The organism is Rhodosalinus sediminis, from assembly GCF_003385555.1.
In the GTDB taxonomy this organism is placed as follows: Bacteria; Pseudomonadota; Alphaproteobacteria; order Rhodobacterales; family Rhodobacteraceae; genus Rhodosalinus; species Rhodosalinus sediminis.
Map to the genome: position 1 here is coordinate 53927 of NZ_QOHR01000011.1, position 25335 is coordinate 79261.

General features: G+C 72.2%; 22 protein-coding genes, 1 pseudogene and 1 riboswitch. Of the genes and pseudogenes, 11 read left to right on the forward strand and 12 right to left on the reverse strand.

The window, feature by feature from the left end; translation table 11 throughout:
- Positions 1-65 precede the first annotated feature (65 nt).
- The gene (locus DRV84_RS09550; RefSeq protein ID WP_115979737.1) at positions 66-755 is read left to right on the forward strand and encodes a VIT1/CCC1 transporter family protein; all 690 of its coding nucleotides are present in this window, start codon (positions 66-68) and stop codon (positions 753-755) included.
- A gap of 219 nt (positions 756-974) precedes the next feature.
- On the opposite strand, the gene DRV84_RS09555 is transcribed toward DRV84_RS09550, so the two are convergent.
- Both DRV84_RS09555 and DRV84_RS09560 read right to left on the reverse strand, forming a co-directional pair.
- A complete protein-coding gene (locus DRV84_RS09555) occupies positions 975-1757 on the reverse strand; it encodes a Bax inhibitor-1/YccA family protein (RefSeq protein ID WP_115979739.1) in 783 nt (260 codons plus the stop codon).
- Positions 1758-1934: 177 nt separating this feature from the next.
- A complete protein-coding gene (locus DRV84_RS09560) occupies positions 1935-2897 on the reverse strand; it encodes an NADPH:quinone oxidoreductase family protein (RefSeq protein ID WP_115979742.1) in 963 nt (320 codons plus the stop codon).
- Between the two features lie 331 nt (positions 2898-3228).
- On the opposite strand from DRV84_RS09560, the gene DRV84_RS09565 reads away from it, so the two are divergent.
- The 4 genes from DRV84_RS09565 to DRV84_RS09580 all read left to right on the forward strand — a co-directional run bounded on the left by DRV84_RS09565 (position 3229) and on the right by DRV84_RS09580 (position 6433).
- Entirely contained in the window at positions 3229-3603 is a 375-nt protein-coding gene (locus DRV84_RS09565) for a helix-turn-helix domain-containing protein (RefSeq protein WP_115979745.1), read from the forward strand.
- 22 nt (positions 3604-3625) lie between these two features.
- Entirely contained in the window at positions 3626-4414 is a 789-nt protein-coding gene (gene hisN / locus DRV84_RS09570) for a histidinol-phosphatase (RefSeq protein WP_115979747.1), read from the forward strand.
- Between the two features lie 67 nt (positions 4415-4481).
- Entirely contained in the window at positions 4482-5879 is a 1398-nt protein-coding gene (gene mgtE, locus DRV84_RS09575; protein WP_115979750.1) for a magnesium transporter, read from the forward strand.
- Positions 5876-6433, forward strand: coding sequence for a 5-formyltetrahydrofolate cyclo-ligase (locus DRV84_RS09580; RefSeq protein WP_115979753.1), 558 nt, complete (start codon positions 5876-5878; stop codon positions 6431-6433). The genes mgtE and DRV84_RS09580 overlap by 4 nt, the downstream gene beginning before the upstream one ends.
- A 19-nt stretch (positions 6434-6452) precedes the next feature.
- Here the strand turns inward: DRV84_RS09580 and DRV84_RS09585 are convergent, their stop codons facing one another.
- Genes DRV84_RS09585 through pdhA form a run of 3 tightly spaced genes read right to left on the reverse strand, consistent with a single transcriptional unit; the run spans position 6453 to position 10232 of the window.
- The gene (locus tag DRV84_RS09585) at positions 6453-7820 is read right to left on the reverse strand and encodes a pyruvate dehydrogenase complex dihydrolipoamide acetyltransferase (RefSeq protein ID WP_115979756.1); all 1368 of its coding nucleotides are present in this window, start codon (positions 7818-7820) and stop codon (positions 6453-6455) included.
- Between the two features lie 13 nt (positions 7821-7833).
- The gene (locus DRV84_RS09590) at positions 7834-9210 is read right to left on the reverse strand and encodes a pyruvate dehydrogenase complex E1 component subunit beta (protein WP_115979759.1); all 1377 of its coding nucleotides are present in this window, start codon (positions 9208-9210) and stop codon (positions 7834-7836) included.
- A gap of 14 nt (positions 9211-9224) precedes the next feature.
- Complete coding sequence (gene pdhA, locus DRV84_RS09595; RefSeq protein ID WP_115979762.1) at positions 9225-10232, reverse strand: pyruvate dehydrogenase (acetyl-transferring) E1 component subunit alpha; 1008 nt, start codon at positions 10230-10232, stop codon at positions 9225-9227.
- A 407-nt stretch (positions 10233-10639) separates the two neighbouring features.
- Here pdhA and DRV84_RS09600 point away from each other — a divergent pair, with 407 nt between their 5' ends.
- The 3 genes from DRV84_RS09600 to DRV84_RS09610 all read left to right on the forward strand — a co-directional run bounded on the left by DRV84_RS09600 (position 10640) and on the right by DRV84_RS09610 (position 13839).
- Positions 10640-11617: an ABC transporter substrate-binding protein gene (locus DRV84_RS09600; RefSeq protein ID WP_115979765.1), complete on the forward strand. Its 978-nt coding sequence runs from the start codon at positions 10640-10642 to the stop codon at positions 11615-11617.
- A gap of 94 nt (positions 11618-11711) precedes the next feature.
- A complete protein-coding gene (locus DRV84_RS09605) occupies positions 11712-12746 on the forward strand; it encodes an ABC transporter permease (protein ID WP_115979768.1) in 1035 nt (344 codons plus the stop codon).
- A gap of 10 nt (positions 12747-12756) precedes the next feature.
- Entirely contained in the window at positions 12757-13839 is a 1083-nt protein-coding gene (locus DRV84_RS09610) for a quaternary amine ABC transporter ATP-binding protein (protein ID WP_115979771.1), read from the forward strand.
- Positions 13840-14068: 229 nt separating this feature from the next.
- Here DRV84_RS09610 and DRV84_RS09615 read toward each other — a convergent pair whose 3' ends face one another.
- Positions 14069-14872, reverse strand: coding sequence for an ABC transporter substrate-binding protein (locus DRV84_RS09615; protein WP_239995041.1), 804 nt, complete (start codon positions 14870-14872; stop codon positions 14069-14071).
- A 37-nt stretch (positions 14873-14909) separates the two neighbouring features.
- Positions 14910-16727 (reverse strand): TonB-dependent receptor plug domain-containing protein, encoded by a 1818-nt coding sequence (locus DRV84_RS09620; RefSeq protein ID WP_158547789.1) that lies wholly within the window; start codon positions 16725-16727, stop codon positions 14910-14912.
- A 139-nt stretch (positions 16728-16866) separates the two neighbouring features.
- A riboswitch (cobalamin riboswitch) is annotated at positions 16867-17066 on the reverse strand.
- A gap of 106 nt (positions 17067-17172) precedes the next feature.
- Between DRV84_RS09620 and cobO the strand changes: the two genes are divergently transcribed.
- Both cobO and DRV84_RS09630 read left to right on the forward strand, forming a co-directional pair.
- The gene (cobO, locus tag DRV84_RS09625) at positions 17173-17787 is read left to right on the forward strand and encodes a cob(I)yrinic acid a,c-diamide adenosyltransferase (RefSeq protein ID WP_115979780.1); all 615 of its coding nucleotides are present in this window, start codon (positions 17173-17175) and stop codon (positions 17785-17787) included.
- Positions 17788-17791: 4 nt separating this feature from the next.
- Positions 17792-19237, forward strand: coding sequence for a cobyric acid synthase (locus DRV84_RS09630; RefSeq protein ID WP_115979783.1), 1446 nt, complete (start codon positions 17792-17794; stop codon positions 19235-19237).
- A gap of 3 nt (positions 19238-19240) precedes the next feature.
- Here the strand turns inward: DRV84_RS09630 and cobD are convergent, their stop codons facing one another.
- From cobD to DRV84_RS09645, 3 genes and pseudogenes are all read right to left on the reverse strand, one after another.
- Positions 19241-20212: a threonine-phosphate decarboxylase CobD gene (gene cobD, locus DRV84_RS09635; protein WP_115979786.1), complete on the reverse strand. Its 972-nt coding sequence runs from the start codon at positions 20210-20212 to the stop codon at positions 19241-19243.
- Positions 20213-20221: 9 nt separating this feature from the next.
- A pseudogene (gene cbiB / locus DRV84_RS09640) lies at positions 20222-21155 on the reverse strand (adenosylcobinamide-phosphate synthase CbiB).
- Positions 21152-21982 (reverse strand): propanediol utilization protein, encoded by an 831-nt coding sequence (locus DRV84_RS09645; protein ID WP_192881413.1) that lies wholly within the window; start codon positions 21980-21982, stop codon positions 21152-21154. The pseudogene cbiB and the gene DRV84_RS09645 overlap by 4 nt, the downstream one beginning before the upstream one ends.
- Positions 21983-22026: 44 nt before the next feature.
- On the opposite strand from DRV84_RS09645, the gene cobU reads away from it, so the two are divergent.
- A complete protein-coding gene (gene cobU, locus DRV84_RS09650; RefSeq protein ID WP_115979789.1) occupies positions 22027-22560 on the forward strand; it encodes a bifunctional adenosylcobinamide kinase/adenosylcobinamide-phosphate guanylyltransferase in 534 nt (177 codons plus the stop codon).
- Positions 22561-22642: 82 nt separating this feature from the next.
- Here cobU and DRV84_RS09655 read toward each other — a convergent pair whose 3' ends face one another.
- Together DRV84_RS09655 and DRV84_RS09660 are read right to left on the reverse strand one after the other, a co-directional pair.
- Positions 22643-23455 (reverse strand): TlpA family protein disulfide reductase, encoded by an 813-nt coding sequence (locus DRV84_RS09655; RefSeq protein ID WP_115979792.1) that lies wholly within the window; start codon positions 23453-23455, stop codon positions 22643-22645.
- Between the two features lie 135 nt (positions 23456-23590).
- Positions 23591-25096 carry a malonate--CoA ligase gene (locus DRV84_RS09660; protein ID WP_115979795.1) on the reverse strand — a complete coding sequence of 502 codons (1506 nt, stop codon included), beginning with the start codon at positions 25094-25096 and terminating at the stop codon, positions 23591-23593.
- Between the last annotated feature and the right edge of the window lie 239 nt (positions 25097-25335).

The window sequence follows — 25335 nt, forward strand, 5'->3', positions numbered from 1 at the left end:
CGATACGGAGGGGCCACGCCGGCGGCGTGGCCTTTCGTTTTCGGGCCTCCGGGGGCGGGCCGCGGATGCCGAAGGAAGGACACTACGTCACCCGCACCGGCTGGCTTCGTGCCGCGGTGCTCGGCGCGAACGACGGGATCGTCTCGACCTCCAGCCTTCTGGCCGGCGTTCTCGCCGCGGGGATGGAGCGGCCCGTGGTGCTTCTCACCGGGCTCGCGGCGCTGGTCGCGGGCGCGTTCTCGATGGCCTCGGGCGAATACGTCTCCGTCGCCGCGCAGTCCGATTCGGAGAGCGCGGATCTCGAGCTGGAGCGTCGCGCGCTCGAGGAGGACCCGGACTACGAACTCGACGAGCTGACCTCCGGTCTCGTGGAGCGCGGCGTCTCGCCGCCGCTCGCGCGCGCGGCGGCGCGCGAGATGACGGCGCACGACGCGCTCGACGCCCATGCGCGCGAGGAACTGGGCCTGACCGAGACAGGCGCGGCGGCACCGATGCAGGCGGCGCTCGCCTCGGCGGCGGCCTTCGCCACGGGCGCGGCGCTGCCGCTCGCCGGGGCGGCGCTCGGCCCGGCGGGGCCGGCCGGGGTCCTTCCGGTGGCGGCGCTGTCGCTCGCCGCGCTCGGCGGTCTGGGGCTGACGGGGGCGCGGCTCGGCGGGGCGCCGGCGGGTCGCGCCGCGGCGCGCGCGCTCCTCTGGGGCGGCGCGGCGATGGGGGCGACGGCGCTGGTGGGCCGGCTCTTCGACGTGGCGGTCTGAGGGGCGGCGGCCCGAGGCGGTCCCGAAAAGGGTGCGACCCGAGGCGTGGCGCTCCGAGACCAGCCGATCCGCGGCGGGACGCTCCGGGGCGCGACCTGCGGCGAGGCACTCCAAGCCCTGGCGACCCAGGGGCGCGACGATGCGCGGCGACCCGAGGCCGACATGAAAAAGGGGCCGACCCCGCGGGCCGGCCCCTCGTCTCTCACCCGGTCGGGCGGGTTACTGTTCCTGTCCCATGAACATCAGCAGGAACTGGAACATGTTCAGGAAGCTGATGTAGAGCGCCAGCGCGCCGTCGTAGGCGGCCTTGTCCAGCCACTCCTGATCGCCGTGCTGGGCGTGGGCGACGTAGGTGCTCTTGATCTCCTGCGTGTGGAAGGCGGTGAGGCCCGCGAAGATCAGGATGCCGATGATCGAGATCGCGAACATCATCGCCGGGCTGGCGAGGAAGATGTTGATGATCATCGCCACGATCAGCCCGATGAGCCCCATGAGCAGGAAGGTGCCCATGCCGCTCAGGTCCTTCTTCGTCGTGTAGCCCCAGAGCGAGAGGCCCGCGAAGGCGATCGCGGTGACGAGGAAGGTCTGCGCGATCGAGTAGGGCGTGAACACGAGGAAGATCGAGCTCAGCGACAGGCCGATCGCCGCGGCGAAGGCGAAGAAGCCCAGCTGCACCATGCCCGCCGAGGCCTTGCGCAGGAGTTGCCCCCAGCCGAAGAAGATGAAGGCCAGCGGCAGCAGCATGATGACCCAGCGCAGCGGCGAGGTGTAGATCGCCGCGCCGAGCGCGTTGAGGTATTCGCCGTTCGGCAGCTGCGCCACCGCCTGGCTCGTCTCGGTCGTCGTCGCGAGACCCGAGATCGCCCAGGCCGCGCCGGCCGTGATCAGCATGCCCACGGACATCGTGCCGTAGACCTTGTTCATGTGGGCGCGCAGGCCCTGATCGATCTCGGCGCTGCGGGCCCCCGCGGCGGTCGTCCGGATCGTTTCGTATTCAGCCATCTGTCGTCCAGCCTCCGACTTTATCCCTGCTGTTCATCCCTGGAAGAGCGTTCGACACACGTTTCGAGACACGGGCCGGCCCCAGGAGCACCAGCCGTCCTACGTCATATTGGGGACCGCGCCCCGCAAATCAAGGTTTTCCGGTCGGGCAATGCGCCGCCTTTCGCCGCATCGCCCTCAATCCGGGCGGATCACCACCTTGCCGGTCGAGCGCCGCTCGCGCAGGAGCGCGAGGCCCTCCTCCACCCGGTCGAGCGGCAGGACGTGGCTGACGTGCGGCGCGAGGCGTCCCTCGCCGTGCCAGCGCATGAGCTCCGCGAGGCTCTCGCGCACCACCTCGGGGCGGAAGGCCATGTAGCCGCCCCAGTAGACGCCCATCACCGTCAGGTTCTTCACCAGCAGATGATTCGCCTTGATGCGCGGCACCTCGCCGCTCGCGAAGCCGATGGGCAGGAGCCGCGCCTCGGGCCGGCAGGCGCGGAAGGCGGCCTCGAAGAGCGCGCCCCCGACCGGATCGTAGACGACGTCCGCGCCGCCGAGGGCGCGGACCTCGGCGCGCAGCCGCTCCGGATCGGCCGGGATCAGGTGATGGGCGCCCGCGCGCCGCGCGACCTCGAGCTTCTCCGCGCCGCGGGCGCAGGCGATGACCTCCGCGCCCATCGCGCGCCCGATCTCGACCGCGGTCAGCCCGACGCCGCCGGCCGCGCCCAGCACCAAGAGCCGCTCGCCCGGCGCGAGGCGCGCGCGGTGGGCGAGGGCGACGTGGCTCGTGCCGTAGGCGACCTGGAAGGCGGCGGCGGTCACCGCGTCCATGGCGTCGGGCAGCGCCACGGCGCGCGCGGCGGGAAAGCACCCGTACTCCGCGAGGCCCCCGTGCCCGCAAAAGACCGCGACGCGGGTGCCGGGCGCGGGCGCCGTGACGCCGGGGCCCGCCGCCTCGACCGTGCCGGCGACCTCCATGCCGAGGGTGAAAGGCGGCTCCGGCGTCTCCTGATAGGTGCCGTCGAGCATGAGAAGATCGGCGAAGTTCAGCCCGCAGGCCTTGATCCGCACGAGGATCTCGCCGGCGGCGGGCTCGGGCCGCGGCAGGGTCTGAAGGGCCGCCCGGGCGCCGGGCGCCGCGACGTGATAGGCGCGCATGGGTCTCCTCCGCTCTCCGGGGTCGAGCGTGCACGATGCGCGTGCGGGAACAAGGGCGCAGGCCGCGGGCGCGAGGGTTGACGCAGCGGCATGCACGTGTATGCCCGCGATGGATCTTCACCTCAGGTTGTCCTGTGTTAACCTTCCTTACGATGAGAGGCGAGTGGTGCTTGCCGTGGGGGCGTCGGGGGAGTAATGCATGCCTCCGGTTGTCGAAGTTAGCCGTGACCGCCCGGGCGGGGCGCCGCTCGAGGACGAATTTTGCAGTGATCGAATTTCCGGCGCAGTGACCCGTCCCGGGTCGAGCGCGTTGCGCGAGGATAGGTGAAGCATGACACATCCCGTCGACGAGCATGTGGGCAAGCGTATCCGCCGCCGCCGGCGGCTTCTCGGTGTCACCCAGCAGCAACTCGCCGAGCGCGTCGGCATCAAGTTCCAGCAGATCCAGAAATACGAGACGGGCGCCAACCGCGTCAGCGCCTCGCGCCTCTGGGACATCGCGGATGCGCTCGAGGTGCAGGTGAGCTTCTTCTTCGAGGGGCTCCCGGCGCGCGACGGGTCCGAGGCGGAGAGCGCCGACGGCGCGGCGGAGGACCTCTTCGACGACAAGGAGGCGCTCGATCTCGTCCGGTCCTATTACGCGATCCCCGAGAATCAGCGCCGCCGCCTGTTCGAACTCGCCCGCGTGCTCAGCGACGTTGCCTGAGCCCGCGACCGCCCGCCCGGACATGCCGATCGCGCCGGACGCCGCCGCGGCGCTCGTCGATCGTCTCGCCGATGCGGCGGGGTGGGCGATCCTGCCGTGGTTCCGGGCCGAGACGCTCGGCACGACCGACAAGGGCGCGGCCGGCTTCGACCCGGTGACGGAGGCCGACCGCGCCGCCGAGGCGGCGATGCGCGACATCCTCGACGCCGAGCGCCCGGAGGACGGCATCCTGGGCGAGGAGTTCGGCACGCGCGCGGGCCGCTCCGGCCTGACCTGGGTGCTCGATCCCATCGACGGCACGCGCGCCTTTCTCTGCGGGGCGCCGACCTGGGGTGTGCTGATCGCGCTTTCGGGGCCGGAGGGGCCGCTCTACGGCGTGGTCGATCAGCCCTACACCGGCGAACGCTTCCGCGGCGGGTTCGGCCGGGCGACGCTCGACGGGCCGCGCGGGCACCGCGCGCTGCGCGTGCGCCGGTGCCCCACCCTCGCGGAGGCGACGCTCGCCACCACCTACCCGGAGGTGGGCACCGCCGCCGATCAGACCGCCTTCGCCCGCGTCGCGCGGGAGGTGCGCCTGACCCGCTACGGCATGGATTGCTACGCCTACGCGATGCTCGCCGCGGGGCAGATCGACCTCGTGATCGAGGCGGGGCTCGCTCCCTACGACATCCAGGCGCCGCTCGCGCTGATCGAGGCGGCGGGCGGGATCGTCACCGACTGGCAGGGCGGCCCGGCGCAAGACGGCGGCCGGGTGCTCGCCGCGGGCGACCCGGAGCTTCACCGCGCCGCGCTGGACCGTCTGGCCGGCTGACGGCGCGCGGCCCCTGTCGCCGGCGCCGGGGCTGTCCTATGCTGCGGGTTAGCGTGAGGGCCGCCCGATGACCGACGACGCAGATCAGATCGCCGCCGCGCCGGAGACCGGCGAGGAGGACGCCTACACCCTCGACCGCCGCAGGGTGGCGGCGGTGCTCGGCGCGCTCGACGCGCAGGACCGCGCGCAGCTTCTGGACACGCTGGAGCCGCTGCACCCCGCCGACGTCGCCGACCTGATCGAGCAGATCAATCCCGCCGACCGGCGCCGCTTCGTCGAGCTCGCCGGTGACTGGATCGGGGGCGAGGTGCTCTCCGAGCTGGAGGAGGGGCTCAGGGCCGAGGTGATCGGGCTCCTGCATCCGGAGGTGCTCACCGAGGCGGTGCGCGCGCTCGAGTCGGACGACGTGGTGGACCTGCTCGAGGACCTCGAGACCGAGCAGCGGCACGCCGTCCTCGGCGCGCTCTCGGCGCCCGACCGGCTCGCCGTGCAGAGCTCGCTCACCTATCCGGAGTATTCCGCCGGCCGCCTGATGCAGCGCGAGCTCGTCATGGCGCCCGAGCACTGGAGCGTCGGGCAGGCCATCGACCACATGCGCGCGCGCGAGGATCTGCCGAGCCAGTTCTACCACGTCGTGCTCGTGGACCCGGCGATGCGGCCCGTGGGCAACGTGACGCTCGGGCGCATCATGTCCTCGGCCCGCGGGACGGCGCTCTCCGATCTGGTGGAGGAGGCCTTCCGCATCTTTCCCGCGACCGAGAGCGAGACCGACGTGGCCTATGCCTTCAACCAGTATCACCTGATCTCGGCGCCCGTCGTGGACGAGGGCGGGCGGCTGGTCGGCGTCATCACCATCGACGACGCGATGGGCGTGCTCGACGAGGAACACGAGGAAGACATCCTGCGCCTCGGCGGCGTGACGGAGGAATCGCGGCTCACCGACACCGTGCTTCAGGCTGCGCGCGGGCGGGCGACGTGGCTCTTCGTGAACCTGCTGACGGCGATCTTCGCCTCCGTCGTCATCGACGCCTTCGCCGACACGATCGACCAGATGGTCGCGCTCGCCGTGCTGATGCCGATCGTGGCCTCGATGGGCGGCAACGCGGGCACGCAGACCATGACCGTCGCCGTGCGCGCCATCGCCACGCGCGACCTCACGGCGCAGAACGCGCTGCGCGTCACCGCGCGGGAGGTCGCCGTGGGCGGGCTGAACGGCGCGCTCTTCGGGCTCGTCATGGCGGGCGTCGCGGCGGTCTGGTTCGGCGTGCCGCTGCTGGCCGCGGTGATCGCGGCGGCGATGCTGCTCACCCAGGTGGCCGCGGCGCTGGGCGGCATCGCGATCCCGATCCTGCTCGACCGGCTGCGCATCGACCCGGCGCTCGCCTCCGGGCCCTTCGTGACCACGGTGACGGATGTCGTGGGCTTCTTCACCTTCCTCGGACTGGCCAGCATGGTGATCCTGTGAGCGACCTGAACGAGGCCAAGCGCGCCGCCCGGCAGGCGGCCTTCGCCCGGCGCAAGGCGGCGCATGCCGCGCATCCGCCCGCGCCCGCGCGGCTGTTGAGCGGGGTGCTCGCCGCGCATCGCGGCCGCCCGCTCGCCGGCTACCTGCCCATCCGGAGCGAGATCGACCCGCGCCCGGCGATGGCCGAGGCGGCGCGCCACGGCCCCGTCGGCGTGCCGGTGATCCGGGCGAAGGGCGCGCCGCTCGTCTTCTCGCGCTGGACGCCGGAGGGTGCGCTGGTGCCCGGTCCCTTCGGCGCGGCGGTGCCGGAGACGGAGGTGCTGATGGAGCCCGAGGTGCTGATCGTGCCGCTCGTCGCCTTCGACCGGACGGGCGCGCGGCTGGGCTACGGCGGAGGCTTCTACGACCGCACGCTCGCCGGGCTGCGCGCGCGCGGGCCGGTCACCGCGATCGGCTTCGCCTATGCCGCGCAGGAGGCCGAGGCGCTCCCGCGGGAAGAGACCGACGCGCCCCTCGACATGATCGTGACCGAGCGCGAGGTGCTGACCTTCTGACCCCGCGCCCGGCCGTGGCTCACGCCAGCATGGCGAGCGGGTTCTCGAGGTGCCCCACGATCGCGGCGAGGAGCTCCGCGCCGAGCGCCCCGTCGATCACCCGGTGATCGACCGAGAGCGTCATCGACATCACCGTCGCGGTGCCGAGGGTGCCGTCGTCCTGCACCACCGGCTGCGTCACGCCCGCCCCCACGGCGAGGATCGCCCCGTGCGGCGGGTTGATGACGGCGTCGAAGGTCTCGATCCCGTACATGCCGAGGTTCGAGATGGCGAAGCTGCCGCCGACGTATTCGTGCGGCGCGAGCTTGCGGTCGCGGGCGCGGGCGGCGAGGTCCTTCATCTCCTGGCTCAGGGCCGAGAGCGACTTCTGGTGCGCGTCCTGAAGGACGGGGGTGAAGAGCCCGCCCTCCACCGCCACGGCCACCGCCACGTCGGAGGGCGTGAGGCGCAGGATGCGGTCGCCCGCCCAGACGGCGTTGGCGTCCGGCACCTCCTGCAGGGCGAGCGCGCAGGCCTTGATGATGAAGTCGTTGACCGAGAGCTTGACGCCCCGCCCCTCGAGCTTGGCGTTGAGCTCCTTGCGGAGCGCGAGCAGCGGGTCGAGGGTCACCGACCGGCGCAGGTAGAAATGCGGGATCGTCTGCTTGGCCTCGGTCAGCCGCTCGGCCACCGTGCGGCGCATGCCGTCGAGGGCGATCTCCTCGGTCTCGCGGCCCTCGTACATCTTCTTCACCTGCTCGGCCGTGGGGCCGGTCGGCATGGCCGTCGCCGCCTGCGCGGGGGCGGACGCGGCTGCGGCCGGCGCCGGTGCCGCGGCCGCTTGCGCCGGGGCGCGCTCGGCGGCGGCCTCCACGTCGGCGCGCACGATGCGCCCGCGCGGGCCGGAGCCCGTGACCTGCGCGAGGTCCAGCCCCTTCGCTGCCGCGATGCGGCGCGCGAGCGGCGAGGCGAGGATGCGGTTGCCCTCAGCGTCGGTGGGGGCGGGCGGCGCGGTGCCCTCCGGCACCGCCTTCGCCTGCGGCGCGGGGGCGCGGCCGTAGCCCTGCGCGGGCGCGGCTTCGGCCTGCGCCTCCGCCGGGGCAGGGGCCTCGGCCTTCTCCGCCGGCGCGGCGGGCGCGGCGGCCTCGAGGTCCGCGGCGCTCTCGCCCTCGTCGAGCAGGAGCGCGATCGGCGTGTTCACCGTCACGCCGTCTGTGCCCTCGGCGACGAGCAGCTTGCCGATGGTGCCCTCGTCGACGGCCTCGAACTCCATGGTGGCCTTGTCGGTCTCGATCTCCGCCAGGAGGTCGCCGGCGGCGACGGTGTCGCCCTCCTTGACGAGCCACTTGGCGAGCCGCCCCTCCTCCATCGTCGGCGAGAGGGCGGGCATCAGGATTTCCGTGGACATGCGACGCGCTCCCTCAGCGATAGGTGACCTTGCGCACGGCCTCGACCACCTCGTCGGTGGTCACGAGCGCCATGCGTTCGAGATTGGCGGCGTAGGGCATGGGCACGTCCTTGCCGGTGACGTTGACCACCGGCGCGTCGAGCCAGTCGAAGGCGTGCTCCATCAGCACCGCGGAGATGTGGTTGCCCACCGAGCCCTGCGGCCAGCCCTCCTCGACGGTGACGCAGCGGTTGGTCTTCTTGACGCTCTCGATCACCGTCTCGCGGTCCATCGGGCGCAGCGTGCGCAGGTCGATCACCTCCGCGGCGATGCCGTCCTCGGCCAGGCGGTCGGCGGCCTCCAGCGCGTAGGTCATGCCGATGCCGAAGCTGACGATCGTCACGTCGCCCCCTTCGCGCCAGATACGGGCCTTGCCGAAGGGCACGGTCCAGTCGTCGAGCACGGGCACGTCGAAGGACTTGCCGTAGAGGATCTCGTTCTCGAGGAATATCACCGGGTTGGGATCGCGCACCGCGGATTTCAGCAGGCCCTTGGCGTCGTCGGCGGCGTAGGGCTGCACGACCTTCAGGCCGGGGATCTGCGCGTACCAGGCGGCGTAGTCCTGGCTGTGCTGGGCTGCGACGCGGGCGGCGGCGCCGTTCGGGCCGCGGAAGACCATGGGGCAGCCCATCTGACCGCCGGACATGTAGAGCGTCTTGGCCGCCGAGTTGATGATCTGGTCGATCGCCTGCATGGCGAAGTTCCAGGTCATGAACTCCACGATGGGGCGCAGGCCGCCGAAGGCCGCGCCGACGCCGAGGCCGGCGAAGCCGTGCTCGGTGATCGGCGTGTCGATCACGCGGCGCGCGCCGAACTCGTCGAGCAGCCCCTGCGTGATCTTGTAGGCGCCCTCGTATTCCGCGACCTCCTCGCCCATGACGAAGACCGTGTCGTCGCCGCGCATCTCCTCGGCCATGGCGTCGCGCAGCGCCTCGCGCACGGTCTGGCGGCGCATCTCGGTGCCGGCGGGCACCTCGGGCTCGCGCGGCTTGGCGGGCGCGGGGGAAGCGGCCGGAGCAGGGGACGCGGCGGGCGCGGGCGCCTCGGCCGGCGTCTCGGGCGCCGCGGCGGCGGTCGCCTCGGGCGCCGTCACGTCCGCGGCGGATTCGCCCTCCTCGGCGAGCATGGCGATCGGCGTGTTGACCTTCACGCCGTCGGTGCCCTCGGCCACGAGGATCTTGGCGACCGTGCCTTCGTCGACGGCCTCGAATTCCATCGTGGCCTTGTCGGTCTCGATCTCGGCCAGGATGTCGCCGGCGGAGACGGTGTCGCCCTCCTTGACCAGCCAGCGGGCGAGCTTGCCCTCCTCCATGGTGGGGGAGAGGGCGGGCATCAGGATCTCGGTGCTCATGCGCTTGGGCTCCCTCAGGCGGACTGCGGCGTGACGTCGGCGTAGATGTCGGTCCAGAGTTCCGACGCGTCGGGCTCCGGGCTCTCGCGGGCGAAATCGGCGGCCTCGTTGACGATCTCCTTGATCTCCTTGTCGATCGCCTTGAGGTCGTCCTCGGCCACGCCCGCCTCGACGAGGCGCGCGCGCACCTGCTCGATGGCGTCGCGCTCCTCGCGCATCTTCTGCACCTCCTCGCGGGTGCGGTATTTCGCCGGGTCCGACATCGAGTGCCCGCGGTAGCGGTAGGTCATCATCTCGAGGATGTAGGGCCCCTTGCCCGCGCGCACGTGCTTGACGGCCTTCTCTCCGGCGGCCTTCACGGCGAGCACGTCCATGCCGTCCACCGCCTCGCCCGCGATGCCGTAGGCGGCGCCGCGCTCCCAGAAGTCGGGGGACTTGGTGGCGCGCTTGACGCTGGTGCCCATGGCGTACTGGTTGTTCTCGATCACGAAGATCACCGGCAGCATCCAGAGCTCGGCCATGTTGTAGGTCTCGGCCACCTGGCCCTGGTTCGCCGCGCCGTCGCCGAAATAGGTGAAGGTGACGCGGTCGTTGCCCTTGTAGCGATCCGAGAAGGCGAGGCCCGCGCCGATCGGCACGTTGGCGCCGACGATGCCGTGGCCGCCGTAGAAGTCCTTCTCGCGGGAGAACATGTGCATCGAGCCGCCTTTCCCGCGCGAGAAGCCGCCCTCGCGGCCGGTGAGCTCGGCCATGACGCCCTTGGGGTCCATGCCGCAGGCGAGCATGTGGCCGTGATCGCGGTAGGCGGTGACGCGCTTGTCGCCCTGCTCCGCGCAGGCCTCGAGCCCGACGACGACGGCCTCCTGCCCGATGTAGAGATGGCAGAAGCCCCCGATCAGCCCCATGCCGTAGAGCTGGCCCGCCTTCTCCTCGAAGCGGCGGATGAGCAGCATCTCGCGGTAGTGGCGCTTCAGCTCGTCGGTCGAGGCGGCCGGTTTCTTCGTCTGTCTGCGTGTCGCCATGCAGGTCTCCTCCGCGGGTCGGCGGCAATAGTTTAGCGCTAAACTATCCTCTAGCGCATTTTCCGGCGGGTGGCGAGAGGGGACGCGCGCGGCCTGCGCGTCCCGTCGCGGCCGTGGCGCGAATCAGTCGCCGGCCGGTCCCGTGGCGGCCCGCGCGCCTGTCCCGGCCGCCTGCAGGCGGTGCGGCTTGCCGCTGCGGAAGCTGGAACCTGCCGGGATTTCTCGGGCCGAACGGTTGATTTTTGTGCCATGACATAGCACGAACACGACATCGCTGGCTGGAAAACGACACCGGCCGGCGGCGGGCCGCGGCGGCCGACCCCTGAGGACGGGTCGGCCCGGCGTCGTGATCTGCCGTTCAGCAGGCCCGTGAACCCAACCCAAGCGAACGAAAGCGAGGTCGCTTCATGAAACGTCTTTCCAAGCTGGCCCTGGTCTCGGCCATGGCGATGCCGGCTGCCGCCCACGCGCAGGACAGCTGCGGCGAGGTCTCCATCGCGCAGATGAACTGGGCCGCGGCCAACGTGACCACCGAGATCGCGCAGTTCCTGCTCGAGCAGGGCTATGGCTGCGACGTGGCGCTCGTGCCCTCCGACACCATCCCGGCCGTCACTTCCGTCTCGGAGAACGGCGAGCCGGACGTGGTCACCAACCTCTGGCTGAACTCGGCCGGCGAGGCCTACCGCAAGCTCGAGGAAGGCGGCACCATGCAGCGCGTCGCCAACGTGCTCGAGCCGGGCGGCGTCGAGGGCTGGTGGATCCCGACCTACCTCGCCGAGGAGCACCCGGAGCTGACGACCATCGAGGGCGTCATGAACAACCCCGAGCTCGTGGGCGGGCGCTTCAACAACTGCCCCGACGGCTGGGGCTGCCGCGTGGTCTCCGACAACCTGACCGCGGCGCTCGACATCGAGTCCGCCGGCATCGAGGTCTTCAACCACGGCTCGGGCGAGACGCTGGCCTCTTCGATGGGCTCGGCGGTCGAGGACCAGGAGCCCTGGTTCGGCTACTACTGGGGCCCGACCGTGCCGATGGGCAAGTACGACATGACCCGCGTCGATCTCGGCGAGGTCGATGAAGAGGTGCACGGCCGCAACCAGAACCCGGACACCGACAACCCGGGCGTCTCGGACTTCCCGGCGGCGCCGATCCTGACCTCGGTGACCACCGAGTTCGCGGAGAACAACCCCGAGGTGACCGAGTTCTTCTCGAACATGACCTTCGAGACGAACACGATGAGCGGCCTGCTCGCCTGGCAGGACGAGAACAACGCCTCCGCCGACGAGGTCGCGGCCTACTTCCTGCAGAACTACCAGGACGTGTGGTCCGGCTGGCTGAACGACGAGGCGCGCGCGAACCTGGCGAGCCTGCTCGATCAGGGCTAAGCTCGCGCGACGGGCACACGGGCGGGGTCCGGACACCGGGCCTCGCCTTTCCTTATAAGAAGACGGCCGCCCAGATGGCCGGGAGGTACCAAGAATGGCGACTTACGACTGGCTTTTCAGCAGCCTCGGCCTCGACGGCTGGTGCGGCGCCTCCGGCGGCAGCGCGCCCACGTCGCTGGCCGACCTGGCCGCGCAGTCGAGCGGCGGCGAGGCGGCGGCGCCCACGATCTGGGAGCTTCCGTTCCCGTCGATGGACGCGCTGAACGACTCCTGCCCGGCCTTTCCGCAATCGCGGGAGCTGACGCTCGGGCTGGAACGCGGATTTCTCGACGTGAAGGACGCGCTGTCCTTCGTCCTCGACCCGATCACGCAGCCCCTGTCCTGGGCGCTGGACGGGGCGCTCTACGGCATTCTCAACACGCCGTGGTGGATCGTCATCCCGATCCTGCTCGCGATCACGTGGTTCGTGTCGCGCTCCTGGGGGCTTTTGACCTTCGTGGCGGTCTCGATCCTCGGGCTCGCCTTCATCGACCACTACGACTACGCGATGCAGACGCTGGCGATCATCTTCGTCTGCGCGGCGATCTGCGTGATCATCGGGGTGCCCATAGGCATCGCCATGTCGCGCTCGGACACGATGCAGAACGCGACGATCCCGATCCTCGACATGCTGCAGACGCTGCCGCCCTTCGTCTACCTGATTCCGCTGATCTTCCTCTTCAGCGTGACCGAGCCGAAGCTCTACGGCATCGCCATCATCCTCTACGCGATCGTGCCGGTGGTGCGCCTGACCAACCTCGGCATCCGCATGGTCGACAAGAGCGTGATCGAGGCGGCCGACGCCTTCGGCATGACCGACCGGCAGAAGCTCTTCGGCGTGCAGGTGCCGCTCGCGCTGCCGAACATCATGGCCGGCGTGAACCAGACGATCATGATGAGCCTCGCCATGGTGGTGATCGCCTCGCTGGTCTCGGCCCCCGGTCTGGGCGTGCTGGTGCTGCGCGGCATCCGCAACCTCGAGCTGGGCGTCGGCCTGGTGGCCGGTCTCGGCATCGTGATCCTCGCGGTGATCCTCGACCGGACGACCAAGGCGTCGCTGGCGCGCATCAACGCCACGCACAAGGCCTGAGGAGGCGGACATGCGAAACGATCGCCAAAGCAAGACCACCAAGGTCGAGATCAAGCATCTCTACAAGATCTTCGGCGCGCAGCCGGAGGCGATGCTGCCGCTCGTCCGCGACGAGGGCGTGACCAAGGCGGAGCTGATGGAACACCATCAGCACGTGCTCGGCCTGAGCGACATCAACGTGGAGGTGAAGGAGGGCGACATCACCGTGATGATGGGCCTCTCCGGCTCCGGCAAATCCACGCTGATCCGCCACCTCAACCGCCTGATAGATCCCACCGCGGGCGAGGTGCGCGTCGACGGCGAGGACATCCTCGCCTACGACGAGGAGAAGCTGCGCGAACTGCGGCGCAACAAGATGTCGATGGTGTTCCAGAACTTCGCGCTGCTGCCGCACCGCACGGTTCTCGAGAACACCGCGATGGCGCTGACCGTGCGCGGCCAGCAGCGCAGTGACTACGAGGACGACGCCAAGCGCTGGCTCGCGCGCGTCGGCCTCGGCGGCAGCGAGGATCAGTATCCCCATCAGCTTTCGGGCGGGATGCAGCAGCGCGTGGGCCTCGCCCGCGCGCTCGCGTCGAACGCGCCGATCATGCTCATGGACGAGGCCTTCTCGGCGCTCGACCCGCTGATCCGCACCGACATGCAGGACCTGCTTCTCGAGCTTCAGGAGGAGCTCGCCAAGACGGTGATCTTCATCAGCCACGACCTCGACGAGGCGCTGAAGCTCGCCGATCACCTGGTGATCCTGAAGGACGGCTATGTCGTCCAGCAGGACGAACCGCAGAAGATCCTGCTGGAGCCGGCGGACGACTACATCGTGGACTTCATCTCCGACATCAACCGCGCGCGGGTGCTGCGCGTGCGCTCGGTGATGCGCGGCCCGAGCGAGGGGCGCGGCACGCCGACGGGCGAGATCGGCCCGGAGGAGACGCTGGAGGACGTGATCGCCAAGTCCGGCGGCGAGCCCTCGTCGAGCTTCGTCGTCATGCAGGAGGGCCGTCAGATCGGCGTTCTCGACATGGACGACCTGATGCGCGCGCTGGTGCCCACCGGCGCCTCCGAAAGCGGCCTGCGCACCCGCGCGAGCGCCTGATCCCGATCCGGCCGCCCCGCCGCGGGGTGGCCGGATCAGTGCCCGCCGGCGTGGCTCCGGTGCGCTGGCCCGTGCGTCACCGGAAGGGGGCGGTCGCGCCTCATCCGGTGGCGGCGCAGGTCGAACCGCTGCGGCCCGTCACGCGGGCCGCAGGGTCCGTCCCACCGTATCCGCATCGCCATGCGCGCGCCGCCGCCAGTGGGTGGCGCCTCCGCGCGAGGCCCGCCGCTCAGCGCGCCTCGACCCGGGTCCGCAGATCCGCGAGCTCCTCGACCACCCCGAGGACATGCGGCGTGCCGCAGATCCACGCGCTGTCTTGCATCACCGTGCCCTCGACGCGTTCCTGCAAGGCCTCGACCAGCGGGTGGTCGAGGATCGCCTCGGCCCGCGAGGCGCCGGGGTAGGGTTCGCCCGAGATCACGAGCGCCGGGTCGGACAGCACCAGAAGCTCCAGCGGCAGCCGCCCGCCGCCCGACATGCCGTACTCCGTGGCGATGTTCGTGAAGCCGGCGGCCGCGAGGATCTCCCCCGCGAGCGACCGGTCGCCGGAGGTGTAGCCGTTCGCGCCGTAGAGCGCGGCGCGGGGGCCGGGCGCATCCGCCGCGAGCGCGTCGAGGCGGCCCTCGAAGGAGGCGGCGAGGTCCGCCGCCGCCCCCTCGCGGCCGAGCGCCGCGCCCATCTGCGCGATCCGCTCGGGCACGGCGTCGAGGCCGAAGGCGGGCTGAAAGACCTCCACCTCGATGCCCATACGCGTCAGCATGCCGACCGTCGCCTTCGCCGTGTAGGCCCCGGCGAGCACGAGATCGGGGTCCATCAGATAGATTTCCTCGGCCCGCGCATGGTTCGCCGGATAGGCCGCGGCCTCCTCCGCCATGGCCGAGGACCGGGGATCCGTGGCGAGGTGGCTCACCGAGACGAGCTGCCCCGGCGCGGCGAGCATCATCGCCAGCTGATCGGTGCAGAGGTTGATCGAGACGACGCGCTCGGGCGCGAGCGCGGCCGGCGGCTCGGCCTCCGCGGCCGTGCCAGCCACCGCAACGACAGCCGCGGTGGCCAGGTGTTTCACGCGATCAGAACGACGCACGCAGCCCCGCGAAGACGGCACGGCCCGGCGTGTTGTAGCCGCCGGCGGTCTCGTAGTCCTCGTCCAGCGCATTCTCGACCCTCAGATAGAGATCGGCGGTGTCGGTGACGTCGTAGCCGACGCCGAGATTGACGAGAGTGTAGTCGCCGACCTTGTTGTCGGCGGGCGCGAACGAGCTCGCCTCGACGTCGGCGACGCGCCGGATTTCGCCGGTCGCGGACCACTTGTCGGAAAGGTCCGCCGACGCGCCCAGCACCAGATCGTGGCGGGGGACGCGCGCGAGGGTTTCTCCTTCTTCTTCCGCATCCGTGTAGGTGTAGCTGCCGGTGAGGGTGACGCGGTCCGTCACGTCGTAAATGCCGGAGATTTCGAGGCCCTGAGTGACGGTCGTTCCGTCCACTTGGTTGTACCCTCCACCCTCGTATCCGATCCGATCATCGATTTCGGTGTAAAACAGGGTGGCTTTCACCTCTCCGCCATTGCGAAGCGCCTTTTGCAGTCCGATTTCGTAGCTCTCGCTCGTTTCGGGTTTCAGGGTCGTCGTCGTGTCAGCATACCGGCTATACCGTTCGAACAGCGACGGCGCGCGGTAGCCAGTACCTGCAACCGCTCGCAGGGTAAGGTCCTCGCGCAGACGATGAGCGACGCCAATGCGCCCGGTTGTCTTGACGCCGAATTCCGAACTGTCTTCGCGGCGCAGCGCGACCGAAACATTGGTCGGCTCGGCCGGCCGCCAGCGAAGCTCCGCGAAGGCGGCGACGGTCGTCTCGTCGCCTTCAAACTCGTCCGAGGGCTGCGGGTCTGTGACGTCGACGTCCTCGGTGGTTCGCGATAGCCCGACATCTAGCTCTGCGTTCGCTCCAAGGGCGGCGTTAGCCTTGTAAACGAGCTCCCGGCGCTTGCCGTCAAAATCTTTTAAGGTAAATTCTGCCGTCCCCGCGCTGTCCTGTCGATCAACGACGAATTCACTGAAAGAAAGGGTGTGTGTTACCCGGTCCGTGACGAGTTCCGCAAAAACGCGAGCCCCGGTCTCCTCCTTGGTCAAGGTCTCGTTGGGAGTACTCCCATCGTACTCGCTTTCGCTGTCGCGCCAGAGCACATTCGCGCCGAACGTCAGCGTCTCCGTCGCCGCGAAGCGGCCGGAGATGGTGATCCGCGTCTGATCGAACCCGTCTTTCTCGTCGTTGTCCGCTTTCGCCGAAATCCCGTCCGTCTCCGTGCGCCCGAGCGTCAGCGCCACCTCGCCGCGCTCCGAGCGGAAGCCGGCCGAGGCGGAGCCCTTGAGGGTGCCGAAGCTGCCCGCCTCGAGCAGCGCCTCACCCGAGGCGCCGTCGCGCGTCGGCCGCCAGCTCTGCAGGTTCACGACGCCCCCGATCGCCTCGGAGCCGTAGAGCGCCGATTGCGAGCCCTTCAATACCTCGATCCGCGACAGCCCGCTGCCGACGAGCTGCCCGAAGTTGAACGACAACTGAGCGCTAGAAGGATCGCTGATGTCGATCCCGTCCAGCCGGACGCCGATGTACTCGTTGCCGAGCCCGCGGATGCGCAGCGTCGTGCTCGTCCCGAGCCCCCCGTTGGCCGAATAGCTCACGCCGCGCAGGCGGGCGAGCGTGTCGCGCGCGCCGGTGTCGCGGCCCCGGATCTCGTCGCCGGTGAGCACCTCCAGCGTCGAGGCGACTTCGCCCTCGGGCACCGGGCTGAGGCTCGGTGAGACCACGAGGGTTCCAAGGTCGAATGCCTCCTGCCCCGCGGCCGACTGCGCCGCGAGCGTGGCGAGGCCCGCCACGAAAATCGTTCTGTTCATCCTACTGTCCCAGTTCGGACGGCCCAGCGGGCCGCCTCCGTGCGTTTCCAGTTCGGGCAGGGAAAGGCAGGCTTTCCTCACCCAGTGACGACACCACGGCGGAAAGCACATCCGCAGTCCCGCACGCGCCCCGCGGCCGGACAGGGTGTTCGCTTCGGCAGGTCTCCTGACTTGCGGGTCGTCGCTTTCCCGGGCCTTCCCGGACCCGAGGGTCCAGTGGCGTCTGCCGGGGTCGCTCGCCGCTTACAGTTGCGGGGGCAGTCGCGGATTTGGCCGAAGCCGCACCGCGTTCCCTTTTAACCGGACGCATGCGCCCGGACCGAAGCGTGTAAACGGTACCCACCCCGCCGCGGCGGTGCAAGCCCCGCGTCGCGCGTCGACGCGCCGGCTTGGCGCGGCGGCGCGCTCCGGCTAGGAGGCAGGAGGACAGGCAGGGAGGTCACCGATGCAGGACGACGTCAACGCGCGCCACGCCGAGAAGATGCGCCGGATCAAGGCCGCGCGCGAGCGGATGATGGCCACCAAGACCGAACGCAAGGGCCTGATCATGGTCCACACCGGCAACGGCAAGGGCAAGTCGTCCTCGGGCTTCGGGATGATCATGCGCTGCATCGCCCACGGCATGCCCTGCGCCGTGGTGCAGTTCATCAAGGGCAACTGGCAGACGGGCGAAAAGACCTTCCTGCGGGAGCGATTCCCCGACGAGTGCCGCTTCTTCGTCTCCGGCGAGGGCTTCACATGGGACACGCAGGACCGCGAGCGCGACATCGCGGCGGCCGAGACCGGCTGGCGCATCGCGCAGGAGCAGATCCTCGACCCGGAGATCCGCTTCGTCCTGCTCGACGAGATCAACATCGCGCTGCGCTACGACTATCTCGACGCGGGCGAAGTGGCGGAGTTCCTACTGTCGCGGAAGCCCGAGATGACCCACGTCTGCCTCACCGGCCGCAACGCGAAGCCCGAAATCCTCGAGGTCGCCAACCTCGTCACGGAGATGTCGCTGGTCAAGCACCCGTTCAAGGATCTGGGCGTCGTGGCGCAAGAGGGCGTGGAGTTCTGAGCGCATGACCCGCGCGCTCATGCTGCAGGGCACCGGCTCCAACGTCGGCAAGTCGATGCTGGTCGCCGGGCTCTGCCGCGCGGCGCGGCGCCGGGGGCTGTCGGTCGCGCCCTTCAAGCCGCAGAACATGTCGAACAACGCCGCCGTGACCGCCGACGGCGGCGAGATCGGGCGCGCGCAGGCGCTGCAGGCGCTGGCCTGCGGGCTGGACCCGGTCACCGACATGAACCCGGTGCTGCTGAAGCCCGAAACCGACACCGGCGCGCAGGTGGTGGTGCAGGGCCGGCGCGTGACGACGGCGCGCGCGCAGGATTACGGCGCGCTCCGGCCCCGGCTCATGGACGCCGTGCTCGAGAGTTTCGCCCGCCTGCGCGCCGCCCATGATCTGGTGGTGGTCGAGGGCGCGGGCAGCCCGGCCGAGGTCAACCTGCGCCCGCGCGACATCGCCAACATGGGCTTCGCGCGCGCCGCCGACGTCCCCGTCGTGCTGGCCGGCGACATCGACCGCGGCGGCGTGATCGCGCAGATCGTGGGCACGCAGGCGGTGATCGACCCGGCCGACGCGGCGCTGATCCGGGGCTTCCTCGTCAACAAGTTCCGGGGCGACCCGCGCCTCTTCGACGACGGCTACGCCGAGATCGCGCGGCACACCGGCTGGCGCGGCTTCGGCGTGCTGCCGTGGTTTCCCGAGGCGTGGCGCCTGCCGGCCGAGGACGCCGTCGAGATGGGCACGCCGCAGCGCGACGGCGGGCTGCACGTCGTCTGCCTCGCCCTGTCGCGGATCGCGAACTTCGACGATCTCGACCCCCTCGCGCAGGAGCCCGGCGTGCGGGTCACGATGCTCGGCCCCGGCCGCGCGCTGCCCGGCGACGCCGACGTCGTGATCCTGCCGGGCACCAAGGCGACGCGCGGCGATCTCGCCTTCCTGCGGGCGCAGGGCTGGGACGTGGACCTCGCCGCGCATCTGCGCCGGGGCGGGCATGTGCTGGGCATCTGTGGCGGCTACCAGATGCTCGGCCACGCGGTCGCCGACCCCGACGGCGCCGAGGGCGCGCCGGGCCGCGACGCGGGGCTCGGGATGCTCGACGTCGAGACGGTGATGCGCGCCGACAAGCAACTCACGCGGGTCGCGGCCACCCACGCGGCGAGCGGCCGGCCCTTCCGCGGCTACGAGATCCACATCGGCCGCACCGAGGGGCCCGACCGCGCGCGCCCCTTCGCCCATGTGGACGGAGAGCCCGAGGGCGCCGTCTCGCCCTGCGGCCGGGTTCAGGGCAGCTACCTGCACGGGATGTTCCGCGACGACGGCTTCCGCGCCGCGTGGCTCGCGCAGTTCGGCGTCGCGGGCCGCGCGCGCTACGACGCGGGCGTGGAGGCGGTGCTCGACGCGCTCGCCGACCATCTCGAGGCGCATCTCGACGTGGACGGCCTCCTCGCCGCGGCCGCCTGAGGCTCAGGGCGCGAGCGCGCGCTCCAGCCGCCGCCAGCCCGCGGCGTCGCCCGGCAGCCCGAGGCGGAGCCAGCGGTCCGAGTAGGGAAAGACGCGCGACCAGATGCGCGCCGTGGCGAGCCGCGCCTGCGCGGCGGCGGCGTCGCCCGTGTCGTACGTCCGGAAAAGCGCCGTGCCGCCGACGCCCCGCCAGCCCGCGCGCGCCGCGATCCGGTCGAGCCGCTGCGCGTCGCCCGCGAGCCGCGCGCGCGTCGCCGCCTGCCACGCCGCGTCGCCGAGCGCCGCGGTGCCGACGGCGGCGGCGGGCCCGCTCACGGCCCAGGGACCGGCCAGCGCGCGCAGCCGCGCCACCGCCTCCGCGTCGCCCAACGCGAAGCCGAGGCGCAGGCCCGCGAGCCCGAAGAACTTGCCGAAGGAGCGCAGGACCACGATGCGCCCGCCCGCCGCGCCGAGGCGCGGGAGCAGCGAGAGCTCCGGCGCCGTGTCGGCGAAGCTTTCGTCGACGACCAGCAGCCCGACGTCGCGGGCCACCGCCATCAGCGTCTCGGGCGGCCAGCGCCGCCCGTCCGGGTTGTTGGGGTTCACGACCACGCCGAGCGTCGCGCCGCGCAAATCCTCTGCCGTCTCCACCGGCGCGACGCGCCAGCCCTGCGCCTCCAGCGCGCCGGCGTGCTCGTTGTAGGTCGGCGTCACCACGCGCGCCGCGCCCGGGGGCGCGAGGCGCGGCACGAGCTGGATCGCCGCCTGCGCCCCTGCGAGCGCGACGCAGGGCGCCTCCGGTGCGGCGGCGTAGGCGCTGCGCGCCGCCGCCTCGAGCCGGGCGAGCGTCTCCCGCGTGGGCAGCGCGCACCACGCGTCGGGCGGGAGCGGCCCGACGGGATAGGGCGCGGCGTTGATGCCCGTCGAGAGGTCGAGCCAGTCGCCGGGCCCATGGGCCGCCCGCGCCCGGTCGAGATCGCCGCCGTGATCGCGCATGATCGCCTCCTAGAGCAGGGCCAGCGCGGCGAGCGCCGCCAGCATCGCGGCCATCGCCCGGCGATAAAGGGCGAGCCCGCGGCCGAGGTCGCCGGGTGCCGGATCGGGGGCCGCGCCGTTCAGCCACGGCTCCTCGGCCCATGTGTCGCCGTAGAGTCGCGGCCCGGAGAGACGCAGGCCGAGCGCGCCCGCCATCGCCGCCTCGGGCCAGCCCGCGTTGGGCGAGCGGTGGCGCCGCGCGTCGCGGGCCATCGCCCGGAGCGCGGCACGCGGCCGGGGCGCGGTCGCTGCGAAGAGAAGCCCGGTCAGCCGCGCGGGAATCCAGTTCGCCACGTCGTCGAGCCGGGCCGCCGCCATGCCGAAGTCCGCGTAGCGCGCGGAGCGGTGCCCGATCATCGAATCGAGCGTGTTGATCGCCTTGTAGGCCGCGATCCCGGGCAGCCCGGCCACGATGCCCCAGACCACCGGCGCGACGATCCCGTCGGAGGTGTTCTCGGCGAGGCTCTCGAGCGCCGCGCGCCCGACGCCGGGCGCGTCGAGGCGCGCGGGGTCGCGCCCGACGATCAGCCGCACGGCGTCGCGCGCGGCGGCGGTGTCGCCCGCGGCGAGCGGCGCGGCGACGGCCGCGACATGCGCGTGCATGGAGCGCAGCGCGACGAGCGGCCAGGCGAGCGCGCCGCCGAGGAGCACCCCCGCCCAGCCCCCGGGCAGNCGCCTGCAGCGCGAGCGCGGCGAGCGCCGCGCCGCCGGTCGCCACCGCGACGAGCGCCGCGCCCAGCGCCCGGCGCCGCGCGGCGCCGCCGCGGTTCCAGCGTCGCTCGAGCGCGGTGATCGCCGCGCCGAGCCAGACGACCGGATGCCCGATGCGCCGGTAGAGCGCATCGGGCCAGCCGACGGCCGCGTCGATCAGGCAGGCCACCAGCATCATGCCCGCGAAGCTCATGCCGGGCCTCCGGCGGCGAAGCGCAGCACCTGTGCCAGGCCCGCCTCGCGCAGGGCGGCCTCGGCGTGGTCGGGGATCGTGCCGGGCGCGAAGATCAGGCCCCGCGCCGATCCGGTGTGCGCGCGCAGATGCCCGAGCGCGCCGAGCGCGCGGGCCAGCCGCGGCGTCGGGTCATCGGCCGGGCCGCGCAGCGCGGTGCAGCGCTCCGCCGAGCGCGTGGCGATCCGGGCGAGCGCGGCGGCGCTCCCGGCGCGCTGCACCGCCTCGACGAGGTCGGCGACGTCCGGAAACCTCAGGTCCGCGGGCTCCGTCCGCTGCGGCGCCCCGAGAAAGCCGCCGACGATCTCCACCCGGGGCAGGGGGGCGAGCCGCGCGAGGACGCGGGCGGCGCGCGGCGCCCAGAGCACGGACTGCGGGTCAGGCTCCATCAACGGGTCCGTCGCGCCCTCCGCGGCGAGGCAGGCCGCCGCCAGCCCCGGGCCGTCGCGCCGCGCGGCGCGCGCCAGCGCCACCAGCGCCGCCGTCGAGGCGCCGGCCCCGCCGCCCGCCGGCATCGAGGCCCGCAGCACGAAACGCCCCTCCGGCGCGCCGAGGCGGGCGAGAAACGCCCGCGCCAGACCCGTGTCGAGGATTTCCGGCTCCTGCCGCAGCGCGAAGGCCCCGTCGCCCGCGCGCCTCGCGCGGACGCAGAGCGCCGGGCAGGCCACCGTGACGAGGGCGAGCGGCCCGCCGGGGCCGAGCCGGCCCTGCACCCATTCGCCGAAGTGCCCCGCCACCGTCGCGGAGCGTCGGCCCTCGGCCGGATTGAGCTGGGGCGCACCGTTCAATCGGGTCTTCCTCTCGACACGGGAACCTGCCATCTCACAGAGCCATGGCGAAGTCGATCCTGATCACCGGCGGCGCGCGCTCGGGCAAGAGCTCCCTCGCCGAACGCATGACGCTCGGGCTCCATCCAACCGCGACCTACATCGCCACGGCGCAGGCCTTCGACGCGGAGATGGCCGAGCGGATCGCCCACCATCAGGCGCGCCGCGGCCCCGAGTGGACGACCCACGCCGAGCCGCGCGATCTCGTCGGCGCGCTCGAGGCGACGGACGGGACGCGCCCCCGGCTCGTGGATTGCCTGACGGTCTGGCTGTCCAACCTGCTGCTCGCGGGCGAGGACTGGCAGGGCGCCGCGGAGCGCCTCGTCGCGGCCCTGCCGCGGCAGGCCGCGCCGGTCGTGCTCGTGACCAACGAGGTGGGCGCGGGGATCGTGCCGGAGAATCGGCTCGCCCGGGAGTTCCGCGACGCCGCGGGCTTCCTCAATCAGGCGGTCGCCGGCGTCTCGGACGAGGTCTGGCTCTGCGTCTCCGGCTGCCCCGTGCGCCTCAAGCCGCCGCAGGGGGAGGGGCCAACGCCCTGAGGTACCGGGGCCGCTCGGCCCGGGCGGGTGCAGGCCGCGCGCCAGCGCCGACGCGGCGCCCTGCGCACCGCCCGCGCATCGCTCACCGCGCCGTCGTCAGCCGGTCGAGCCGCCGGACCAGGATTTCCGGCGATATCTCGCCGAGGTGCGTGTGACGCAGCAGACCGTCGGCGCCGATGAAGAGCGTCGCCGGCAGGCCGACCGTGCCGTAGTGCGCCGCGAGCGCCTCGCGCTGGTCGAGCGCGACGTCGTCCGCGGCGAGGCCCTCGGCAGCGAGATAGGCGCGGACCTGCGCCGCGCTTTCCCCCTGATTGACGAGAACCACCGTCACGTCGTCGCGCCGGCGGGCGGTCTCGATCAGCAGCGGCATCTCGCGCCGGCAGGGCGGGCACCACGTCGCCCAGAGGTTGAGGACCACCGGGCGGTCGTCCTCCGCCAGCGCGGCGAGATCGACGGGCGGGCCGTCCGGCGCGGGCAGGACGAGCGGCGGGAGGGCCATCTCCTCCGTGTCGCGAAGATCGAGGAGGATCGCCTGCCAGACCACCACCCCGGCCCAGAGCGCGGCGACGAGCGGCACGAGCCGCGTGCCACGGATCACCGCCAGCGCCGCCGCCGCCGTTACCGCGATCGCCGCGCCCAAGGGGCTGAAGCCGCCCTGCCAGACGGCGAACACGCGCAGGGGATCGGCGGCGAAACTCTCCCAGTTCTGCAGGACGTGACCCAGCCGCGCGCCCGCCGCCCCGGCGAGGGCGATCGGCCCGGACCATGCCGCGAGGCGCCTGTCGCCGGACAGACGCGCCAGCGCCTCCGCCGCGACGAGGAAGGCGCCGAGCCCGGCCACCGCCGCGAACCGCGGCAGGCTGAGGACGAGGGGACCGATTTCGATGGCCGACATGGACGATCTGCTGACAGGGAATGCGCGCGCGGCGCCACGGCCCGCCGTCTAGGCGGCCGCGCCCGTGGCGTCCAGACCGGCGCCCTCGGCGCCGCCCCATCGGCCCCGGGCGCGCCCGGCTGCCCGGGGGCGGCCTCACGCGAAGAGGTCCGCGTGGCGCGTGCGCAGCTCGGCCTTCTGCACCTTGCCCATGGTGTTGCGGGGCAGGGCCTCGGCGAGGAGCAGCCGGCGCGGCTGCTTGAAGCCGGCCAGCGCGTCGCGCAGCGCCGCCTCGATCTGCGCGAGGTCGGGGCCCGCGCCCTCCGGCACGATCACGGCCACCGGCGTCTCGCCGAAGTCGGGGTGGGGCACGCCGATCACCGCGCTCTCGGCGACGCCGGGCTGGGCGTCGATCGCCTCCTCGATCTCCTTGGGGTAGATGTTGAAGCCCCCGGAGATGATCAGGTCCTTGGCCCGCCCGACGATGGTGACGTAGCCGTCCGCGTCCTCGCGTGCGAGGTCGCCGGTGATGAAGAAACCGTCGGCGCGGAACTCCTCGGCCGTCTTTTCGGGCATCTGCCAGTAGCCCTTGAAGACGTTGGGCCCGCGCACCTCGATCACGCCGGTCTCGCCCCGGGCCACGGGGCGGCCCTCGGCGTCGCAGATGCGCGTCTCCACCCCCGGCAGGGGGCGGCCCACGGTGCCGGGCCGGCGCTCGCCCTCGTAGGGGTTGGAGGTGATCATGTTCGTCTCGGTCATGCCGTAGCGCTCGAGGATGCGGTGGCCCGTGCGCGCCTCGAAGCGGCGGTGCGTCTCGGCGAGCAGCGGCGCGGAACCCGAGACGAAGAGGCGCATCCCCGCGCAGGTCTCCCGCGTGAAGTCGTCTCGGTCGAGCAGGCGCGTGTAGAAGGTGGGCACGCCCATCATCGCGGTCGCGCGCGGCAGGTCGCGGACCGCGGCGGCGGCGTCGAACTTCGGGTGAAAGATCATCGCCCCGCCCGCAAGCAGCATGACGTTGGTCGCCACGAAGAGCCCGTGCGTGTGAAAGATCGGCAGCGCGTGCAGGAGCACGTCGGCCGACGTAAAGCGCCACGCCTCGGTCAGCACCTCGGCGTTCGAGAGCAGGTTCCCCGCGGTGAGCATCGCGCCCTTCGACCGCCCCGTGGTGCCCGAGGTGTAAAGGAAGGCGGCGAGGTCGTCCTCGGCCCGGGGGACGGGGGCGAAATGCTCGGGCCTGTCCTGTGCCAGCGCGGCGAAGCTGCCCGCGCCATCGGCGCCCAGCGTCTCGAGCCGCGCGCCGTGTCCCTCGGCCACGGGGCGCAGCGTGTCCGCCGTCGCGGGGTCGCAGAGGAAGAGCTTCGCGCCCGAGTCGCCGATGAAATAGTCGAGCTCCGCGGCCGTATAGGCCGTGTTGAGCGGCAGGAAGATCACGCCCGCCGCCGCGCAGGCCGCATAGACGGCGAGCGCCTCGGACGATTTCTCGACCTGCAGCGCCAGCCGGTCGCCGGGGGCGAGGCCCGCCTCGGTCAGCGCGTGGGCGAAGCGCGCCGACAGCCGCAGGAAGGCGTCGTGGCTGAGCGTGGTTCCATCCGGCAGGTGCAGGAACGGCGTCTCGCGGCCCGCGTGCAGGCCGAAGAGCTGGTCCCAGAGCGCGTTGGTCATGCGGTCAAATCCTCGAACGATCCGGTCGGCACCGCGCGCCGGTGCCTGCAGCCGGGGTTCCGGCCCGAGGGCGCAGGCGACCCCGCCGGGGCAATGACGGCCCGCGGCGCGCAAACGCCCGCGTCGGCGCCGCGGCCCGGTCCGGCGCGACCGTCGCGCCCGCCGCAAGAGCCGTCGGAGCGCACCCGGGCGCTCTCACCGGGCCGGACGCCGCGCCGCGGCCGGGCGCCCGCGACCCG